The sequence below is a fragment of the Arthrobacter paludis genome, from assembly GCF_056782315.1.
The window spans coordinates 1-8,465 of sequence record NZ_JBXAEW010000033.1; the positions used below are offsets into that span (position 1 = coordinate 1).

8 protein-coding genes are annotated in these 8,465 nt (G+C 72.4%); 3 read left to right on the forward strand and 5 right to left on the reverse strand.

The genetic code is table 11. The features are described from left to right. Nucleotides 1-34: 34 nt before the first annotated feature. From AC1Q5D_RS17625 to AC1Q5D_RS17640, 4 genes are all read right to left on the reverse strand, one after another. Complete coding sequence (locus AC1Q5D_RS17625) at nt 35-1,195, reverse strand: IS30 family transposase (protein WP_481738913.1); 1,161 nt, start codon at nt 1,193-1,195, stop codon at nt 35-37. 363 nt (nt 1,196-1,558) lie between these two features. Next, nucleotides 1,559-2,239: a FadR/GntR family transcriptional regulator gene (locus tag AC1Q5D_RS17630; protein WP_481739746.1), complete on the reverse strand. Its 681-nt coding sequence runs from the start codon at nt 2,237-2,239 to the stop codon at nt 1,559-1,561. Next, the gene (locus tag AC1Q5D_RS17635) at nt 2,236-3,570 is read right to left on the reverse strand and encodes an MFS transporter (protein ID WP_481739747.1); all 1,335 of its coding nucleotides are present in this window, start codon (nt 3,568-3,570) and stop codon (nt 2,236-2,238) included. Before AC1Q5D_RS17635 ends, AC1Q5D_RS17630 begins: the two co-directional genes overlap by 4 nt. Nucleotides 3,571-3,636: 66 nt before the next feature. After that, nucleotides 3,637-4,431 (reverse strand): IclR family transcriptional regulator, encoded by a 795-nt coding sequence (locus AC1Q5D_RS17640; RefSeq protein ID WP_481739748.1) that lies wholly within the window; start codon nt 4,429-4,431, stop codon nt 3,637-3,639. Between the two features lie 129 nt (nt 4,432-4,560). Between AC1Q5D_RS17640 and AC1Q5D_RS17645 the strand changes: the two genes are divergently transcribed. From AC1Q5D_RS17645 to AC1Q5D_RS17655, 3 genes are read left to right on the forward strand one after another with little or no spacing between them, the layout of a single operon-like run. Beyond that, nucleotides 4,561-5,286: a CoA transferase subunit A gene (locus AC1Q5D_RS17645; RefSeq protein ID WP_481739749.1), complete on the forward strand. Its 726-nt coding sequence runs from the start codon at nt 4,561-4,563 to the stop codon at nt 5,284-5,286. Then, nucleotides 5,273-5,935 carry a CoA transferase subunit B gene (locus tag AC1Q5D_RS17650; RefSeq protein ID WP_481739750.1) on the forward strand — a complete coding sequence of 221 codons (663 nt, stop codon included), beginning with the start codon at nt 5,273-5,275 and terminating at the stop codon, nt 5,933-5,935. The genes AC1Q5D_RS17645 and AC1Q5D_RS17650 overlap by 14 nt, the downstream gene beginning before the upstream one ends. Continuing rightward, a complete protein-coding gene (locus AC1Q5D_RS17655; RefSeq protein ID WP_481739751.1) occupies nt 5,932-7,101 on the forward strand; it encodes an acetyl-CoA C-acyltransferase in 1,170 nt (389 codons plus the stop codon). The genes AC1Q5D_RS17650 and AC1Q5D_RS17655 overlap by 4 nt, the downstream gene beginning before the upstream one ends. Nucleotides 7,102-7,377: 276 nt before the next feature. On the opposite strand, the gene AC1Q5D_RS17660 is transcribed toward AC1Q5D_RS17655, so the two are convergent. Then, nucleotides 7,378-8,361, reverse strand: coding sequence for an IS481 family transposase (locus tag AC1Q5D_RS17660; protein ID WP_481739646.1), 984 nt, complete (start codon nt 8,359-8,361; stop codon nt 7,378-7,380). Nucleotides 8,362-8,465: the final 104 nt, after the last annotated feature.

The following is an 8,465-nucleotide window of genomic DNA, read 5'->3' on the forward strand; positions in this document are numbered from 1 at the left end:
GGCGGTTTCTAGGGGTCGTTGCAACACCTGCTGGCTAGTTGTTCAGTAGTAGATCACGCAGACGCTCGGCTGGGGAATCCCAGCCGAGCGTCTTGCGTGGGCGTCCGTTGAGTTCCTGGGCGACGTGTTCGAGGTCCTCGGGTCCGTAGACGGCCAGGTCGGTGCCTTTGGGGAAGTACTGGCGCAGTAGTCCGTTGGTGTTCTCGTTGGTGCCGCGTTGCCAGGGGCTGGCCGGGTCGCAGAAGTAGACGTCCATGTCCGTGGCGAGCCGGAAGGCCTTGTGCGCGGCCATCTCGGCGCCCTGGTCCCAGGTGAGGGATCCGCGCAGGTGTGCCGGCAGGGTCGCCATCGTGCGGACGAGCCCGTCGCGGACGGCTTCTGCGCCGTGGTCACCGGGTGGCAGGTGGACGAGCATGGTATAGCGGGTGGTGCGCTCGACCAGGGTCGCGATCGCTGACTGGTTCAGCGCTCCGGTGATCAGGTCCCCCTCCCAATGCCCGGGCACCGCCCGGTCCTCGATCTCGGGCGGGCGCTCGGAGATCATCACCATCGGATCGGCGAAGCGGGGCGTGCGCTGGCCGGGGTCCCGGTGCGGCTTGCGGCGGGTCCGCCCGGAGCGCAGGGCGCTCTCGAGCTCGCGTTTGAGCCCGCCCCGGGCCTGGAGGTAGATCGCCTGGTAGATGGTCTCGTGGCACACGCGCATCTCCGCATCGTCGGGGAATTCCCTGACCAGCTTGTGCGAGATCTGCTCCGGGGACCACTTCACGTCCAGGTGTGCCTGTACCCATGCGCCCAGCCGTGTCCCGTCGAGCTTGGACGGTTTGGGCCGGGCCCGACGGCGGACCGCACTCCGGTGGGCGGTGTGGGGCAGGTACCCCAGCTCGGAATCGGCGTTGCGGCGCAGCTCCCGGCTCAGCGTCGAGACGCTGCGGCCCATCACGGCGGCGATGCGGCGGAGGGACAGGCCGTCCCGGTGCAGGTCCCGCAATCGCTCGCGCTCCTGCAGAGTCAGGAACCGGGCACTGATCGGGCGCTCGCCCCGGAACGCCTCGGCAGCCCTCAAGGCGGCCTTTTCAATCGTGTTCGTCATTCCCCGTTTGTAGCCCACAACCCGCCCGTCCGGATGGATCCTGCGCCCGTTGCTCTTGCGGATACCCCGGTCCCAGTCCCTGGCAGTGCGCTCGTTGACCCCCACCCGGCGAACCGCTTCACGCCTCGGGACCCCCTGACTGCGTAGCTCGAAGTACTCCCCACGCCGGGGGTGACCCTCGCGGCGAGGGTACCGGACGTCTTGGGACGCCCGGCTCCTCAAGCCCGCCTTCCGCACCCACCCGGCACACGTGCTCGGGTTCAGCCCGAGTTCCCGGGCCGCCGCCGTCGTACTGCCCAAGCGGTCAAAGACGACGAAGAACCGCTCCCTGTCCCCGGTCGACGGCCTCTTGACGCTCTTCGGATCCTTCGTTAAACGCGGCACGGTCGTTGCAACCCCCAATATCTCTGGGTGTTGCAACGACCGTTAGAAGGCGCCCAGCGCCGCGGGCCCTTCGTCCCGCCGGGCTCAGGCCCCGGGCATCCACTCCATGCAGTAGTCCAGGTTCCGGTTGACCGTGGCGACGGCGGCGTCGCAGTCGCCCGCGGCGATCGCATCCACCAGCTCCTCGTGGCCCGCGGGCAGGCACCCGTCGAACCCGTCGCGCAGCCGCTGGTCCATCTTCGTCCCGAAGAACACGTCCCCGAAGCTGGCGTAGAGCTCGTGCAGCAGGGGGTTGCCGGAGGCCTCCGCGACGGCGAGGTGGAATTCCCAGTCCGCGGCGCTCCACGCGTCGTAGTCGGCGGCCTCCCAGCCGGCGCGGCGCCGCTCCAGCAGCGCGCGCAGCGCCTCCACGGCCGCGGGGTCCGAGCGGCGGGAGGCCAGCCGCGCGCACTGCGTGTCGAGGGCGAAGCGCACCTGCAGCACGTCCTCGTCCGCGTGATCGCGGTAGACGCGCTGGGCGGCCCCGCAGATCTCGCTGGTGGCGCGCACGTAGGTGCCGTCGCCGCGGCGGACCTCGAGCATCCCGGAGTGCGCCAGGGCCTTGATGCCCTCGCGCAGCGTTCCGCGGGAGACCCCCAGCTCGGCGGTCAGTTCGGGCTCGGGCGGGATCCGCTCCCCCACCGGCCAGCGGCCGGAGGCGATGGCCTCGCGCAGCCGGCCGGTCACCTCGTCGGCCAGCGGGGTGCGTGCGACGGCGGCGCTCACGGCGCCTCCCCCGCCGGAGCGGCCGGGACGGCGGCGGGCCGGGGCCCCGCGATGGCCGGGCCGCTGATCAGGTATCCGAGCACGAGTTGCACGACCGAGAAGGCTAGCAGCACGGCGACGGGAACGGTCCAGCCGCCCACCGCCTCGCCGAGCAGGCCGAACCCGAACGGGCCGGCGGCGGCGATCAGGTACCCGAGGGACTGGGCCAGCGTGGACAGCGCCGTCGTCTCCTCCGCGCTCCCGCCGGTGCGGCTGATCTGCAGCATGATCAGCGGGAACACGCAGAACCCCATGCCCAGGAGCACGGCCGGCAGCGCCGAGAACGCGGCCGGGACGACGAGCAGCGCCGTGAAGCCGGCCAGGGACGCGACGCAGGTGACCAGGAACGCCGGGCGCAGCAGGCGCGGACGGGCAGCCATCCACAGGAGCACGACGACGGTCGGGATGCTCACGACCTGCATCAGGCCCAGCAGGAAGCCGGCGGTCGCGGCGGAGAGGCCGCGCGCAATGAGCACGGTCGGCAGCCAGCTCATGATCGCGTAGACCATCAGCGCCTGCACGGCGAACAGGCCCGTGAACAGCAGTCCCTTGCGGGTGGCGAGCATCGGCCACGGGGAGACGTGGGCGGGGAGCGCGGTCCCGGCCGCGCGGGCGCTGCGGCGGCGCAGTGCCATCGGCAGGAACAGGAGCAGGCCGGCGAGCGCGGGCACGGCCCATACGGCCAGCCCGAGCGTCGGCGAGCCGACCTGCGCGGCGACGGGGACGGCGACGGCCGCGGCCGCCGTCGCGCCCACCGACATGGTGATCGTGTACGTGCCGGTCATGACCGGGGTACGGCGGGAGTGGTACTGGCGGATGAAGGACGGCATCGCGACGTTGCAGACCGCCAGGCCGGACATCCCGATCACCGTGCCCGCCAGCAGCAGGCCGGTGGACTCGACGGCGCGCACGGCCAGGCCCGCGGCGAGCAGGAACATGGCGAGGGCGATGGCCTTCTCGAGCCCGGCGCGCCGGACCAGCCACGCGGTGGCGGCGCCGGCGAAGGCGAAGCACAGCACGGGGATGGTCGGCAGGAGCGACGCGACGAGCGGGCCGTAGCCGAGCAGGGCCTGCAGGTCGGGGAACAGGGGCGCGGCGGAGGCGATCCCGGCGCGCAGGTTGATGCCGACCACGACGACGGAGGCGACGGCGAGGAAGCCCCACACCCAGGAGAGGCGCCGGCGGGCGGCGCGTTGTTCGGGAGCGGCCGGGGCCGCGACCGCGGCCTCCAGGTCCGCCATCTCGTCGGCCACGCCGGAGGGCGCGGGCTGCTGGGTCGCTTCGGAAGTCACCATCAAACATTAGACGTCTGATGTTTGCGTGTCGAGCGAACGAGACGAACCGCACCCGCCCCGGGTTCACGCGGGCGCTTCCCGCCGCTGCCGCGCCAGTTTCTGCGAGAGCGCGTGCGCGTGCCGCATGAGCAGCCGCCCGAGCTCGGGGCGCCGCTCGGGCGAGAACCGGGGCTCGATCCCGGTCAGGCTCAGCGCCCACGCGGGCTGGCCCGACGCGTCGAACACGGCGGCGCCCATCCCCCAGCTGCCCTCGACGACCAGCGCCGGGTTCACCGCGTACCCGGCCGCGCGGGTCGCGGCGATCCGCTCCCGGACCCTCTCCGCCGCGTGCTCGGGTCCGTGGTTCTCCTCCAGGTGCGCGTGCTCGAGGTAGCGGTCGACGGCGGCCGGCGGCAGGAAGGACAGGATCGCCAGGCCGGCGGACGCGACGCCGAGCGGGAAGCGCTTGCCCTCGTAGAGCACGAACGAGCGGATCGGGAAGTCGCCGTCCTGGCGCAGCACGCACACGGTCTCGTCGCCGCGCCGGGCGGAGAGGAACGCGCTCTCCCCCGTCTCGTCGGCCAGAGCGCGGACGTGCTCGCGGGCCAGCTCCGTGATGTCGTAGCGCTCGGCGGCGACGGCCCCCATGAGGTACAGCTCCGGCCCGAGCAGCCACCGGCCCTCGCGGTGGTCGTGGTCCAGGAACCCCTCGGCCGCCAGCGAGGCCAGCAGCCGGTGGACGGTCGGCCGGGCCAGGCCCGTCGCCCGGGCCACCTCCGACGTCCCGATGCCCCGCGGCATCGCCCCGCCCACCGCCCGCATCACGCGGCCCACCCGGCCGATCACCTGCGCCCCTCGCACCATCTCGCTCATGTCCATATTGTGAACGCTCATGGGCCCGAGGGCCACCACGCGAGCACTTCCGCCGTCGTCCTTGCCCCGGTTCCCAGGGTTTCCTAGGTTCGAGGTAACCCAGACCACAGACCACATCGTGAACGGAGCATGGGCATGGCATCGAAACTCCAGGACAGCGCCGCGGAGGCGCTGGCCGGGACCGTGAGGGACGGGATGGTAATCGCCGTCGGCGGCTTCGGCCTCAGCGGCATCCCCTCGAACCTGATCGCGGCCCTGCGGGACACCGGCGCGAAGGACCTGACCATCGTCTCGAACAACATGGGCGTGGACGGCAAGGGCCTGGGCCTGCTGCTGGAGAACCAGCAGGTCTCCAAGGTCCTGGCCTCCTACGTCGGGGAGAACAAGCTCTTCGCGCAGCAGTACCTGGACGGCACGCTCGACGTCGAGTTCGTCCCGCAGGGCACGCTCGCGGAGCGGCTGCGCGCCGGCGGCGCCGGCATCCCCGCCTTCTACACGCCCACCGGCGTCGGCACCCCCATCGCCGAGGGCAAGCCCGAGACCGAGTTCGACGGCCGCCGCGCCATCCTCGAGCGCGCCATCGTCGCCGACATCTCCCTGGTCCGCGCCCACCGCGCCGACACCGAGGGAAACCTCGCCTACCGGATGACGTCGAAGAACTTCAACCCCGTCGTCGCCACCGCGGGCCGGCTGACCATCGCGGAGGCCGAGGATGTCGTCGACGGCTACCTCGCGCCCGACGCCATCGACACCCCCGGCGTCTTCGTCCAGCGCGTGGTCCGCGTCGAGGACCCGACCAAGCACATCGAGCAGCGGACCGTGCGGGTCCGGGAGGAGGCCCTGTCCCATGTGGACGCGTGACGAGATGGCGGCCATCGCCGCGAGCGAGCTCGAGGACGGCCAGTACGTGAACCTCGGCATCGGCATCCCCACCCTGGTGGCGAACAACCTGCCCGAGGGCGTGCGCGTGACCCTGCAGTCCGAGAACGGGATCCTCGGCATGGGGCCGTTCCCCTACGAGGGCGAGGAGGACGCGGACCTGATCAACGCCGGCAAGCAGACCGTGACGATGCTGCCGGGCGGGTCGATCTTCGACTCCGTCACCTCCTTCACCATGATCCGCGGCGGCCACGTGCAGACCGCGATCCTCGGCGCCCTGCAGGTCTCCGCCGCCGGGGACCTGGCGAACTGGACCATCCCCGGCAAACTCGTCAAGGGCATGGGCGGGGCCATGGACCTGGTCGCCGGCGCCCCGCGCGTCATCGTCCTGACCGACCACGTGTCCAAGGACGGCACACCCAAGATCGTCGCGGAGTGCGACCTGCCGCTGACCGGCGTCGGCGTCGTCGACCGCATCATCACCGACCGGGCCGTGTTCGACGTCGTCGACTCCGCCCTGGTCCTCCGGCGCGTCGCGCCGGGCCACGACGTCGAGGAGATCCGCGCGAGCACCGGCGCGGGCTTCGCCGTCGACCTCGAGACCGCCACCCTGGAAGGAGTCAGCGCGTGAGCGCACTCGTCGCGGGCTACGCCCGCACCCCCTTCGCCAAGTTCAACGGCCAGCTGGCCTCCGTCGCCGCGACGGCGCTGGGCGGGCACGCCATCACCGCCGCCCTGGAGCGCGCGGGCATCGCGCCGGACGCCGTCGACCGCGTCGTCGCCGGCCACGTCCTCCAGGGCGGGGCCGGGCAGAACCCGGCCCGGCAGGCCGCCGTCGCCGCCGGCATCCCGCTGACCACGCCGGCGCTGACGCTGAACGCCGTGTGCCTCTCCGGCACCGAGGCCGTGGCGGAGGCCGCGCGGCTGATCGCGGCCGGCGAGGCCGACGTCGTCGTCGCGCTCGGCATGGAGTCGATGTCCCAGGCGCCGCACGTGCTCGGTGCGCGCACCGGGCAGAAGTACGGGGCGATGGAGCTCGTGGACACGCTCGAGCACGACGGGCTGACCGACGCGTTCGAGGCCCGCTCCATGGGCTCGTCCACGGAGGACGGGAACACGGACCTCGGGCTGGAGCGGGCGCCGCAAGACGCGTGGGCGGCCGAGTCCCACCGCCGCGCCGCGGCGGCCGCCGCGTTCCACGCGGCGGAGATCGCGCCCTACACCCTCGTCTCCCGGCGCGGGGACACGGTGGTGGCGGACGACGACGGCGTCCGCGCCGAAACCACGGCCGAGTCGCTGGCGGGCCTGCGCCCGGCGTTCGCCAAGGACGGGACGATCACCGCGGGCAACGCCTCGCAGATCACCGACGGCGCCGCGGCCCTGGTGCTGGTCTCGGAGGAGGCCGCCGGCCGGCTCGGGGTCTCCCCCCTCGCCGCCGTGGAGGCGCACGCGCTGGTGGCGGGCCCGGACGTGCGCCTGCACGACCAGCCTGCCCGGGCGATCCAGGCCGCCCTGGCCAAGACCGGGGAGACCGCGGACTCCCTGGCCGCGGTGGAGATCAACGAGGCGTTCGCGGCCGTCGCCGTCCAGTCCGTTCGGACGCTCGGGGTCGACCCGGCGATCGTCAACGCGCGCGGCGGGGCGATCGCGCTCGGGCACCCGATCGGGGCATCCGGGGCGCGGATCGTCGGGACGCTGGCCCGGCAGCTGGCCGAGGCCGGCGCGGGCTCGCTCGGCGCGGCAGGGATCTGCGGCGGCGGCGGGCAGGGCAGCGCCGTGGTGCTGCGCGCGGTGTAGCGCGCCTTTCGGGGAACGACGGCGGGGCCGGCTCGCGGGAGCCGGCCCCGCTTTTTTCGCGGGCCTAAAGGCCGACGGGCATAGACATTGCGCCCACGGGAGTTGGCGCCACTCGCCGGACAGGGAAAGGCAGGAGACCGACCCCACGGCTACAGCAGAGGACGCGGCATCAAGCTCTGCGACGCCGAGGAGCCCGTCGCCGACCCGGACGACGATTTCGCCACCAGCATGTCAGGACCGCCACGGCGAGGACATCGGCAAGGTCGACGACGATGCCTAGGTGTAGTTCCCACTGACGTTGTGAACGCGGCTGATGGGGGCCTTGCCGCCGATGCCGAAATGGGGTCGGTGGTGATTGTAGTCGTGTAGCCACTGCGTGTAGGCCGCGGCGCGCTCGGCCTCGGAGCGGTACGGGCGGGCGTAGGCCCACTCGGCATTGAGGGTGCGGTTGAAGCGCTCGACCTTGCCGTTGGTCTGGGGCCGGTACGGGCGCGTGTACCGGTGCTTCACGTTCGGGCCCAGGGCCTGGTTGAAGGCCTTGGAGCGGTAGCAGGAGCCGTTGTCGGTCAGCACCGCCTTGACCACGATCCCGTGGGCCGCGAAGAACGCCACGGCCCGCAGCCAGAAGCCGGCGGCGGTCTCCTTGCGCTCGTCGTTGAGTATCTCGGAGTAGGCCAGCCGGGAATGGTCATCCACGGCGTGGTGCAGGTAGGCGTAGCCGGCGCGTTGGCGCTTGGAGGCCCGGTGCTGGGCCGAGCCGCGCCCGTGGACGCGGTGCCCGCCACCGTCGGGGATCCGGGGCTGTTTCTTGATGTCGACGTGGATGAGGCTGCCGGGCTCGTCGTGTTCGTAGCGGCGCGGTGCCGGGCGGCGCACCGGCAGGCCCGTGGCCTGGTCCAGGGCGCCCAGCCGGGGCATCCGCAGCCGGTTGAGCACCTTCCACACCGTGGAGCGGGGCAGGTTCAGGTGCCCGGCGATCCGGTGCGGTCCCCACCGTCGGTTGAACCGCAACGCGACGATCCGCCGCTCGGTCCGCTGCGCGGTGCGCCGGGGCTGGCGACGCGGCACGGATGCCGCGTCGGTCAGCCCCGCCTGGCCGCGGGCCCGGTACCGGTCCGCCCACTTCTTGGCCGTGGAAGGCGAGACCTGGAACCGCTCAGCGGCCCGGCGCAACGGCCACCCCTGCTCGACGACCAGCACAGCGAGCTTCAGCCTGGCCTGGAAGGACAGGGCCGCGTTGGCATGGGTAACGTAGGGCAAGAGGACCTCCGGTGGTCGAGATGAGTGTGGTAACCCAAATCGATACCGGAGGTCCTCGCCGTTTACATCACGCCACGCTGTTCACAACGTCCTTGGGAACTACA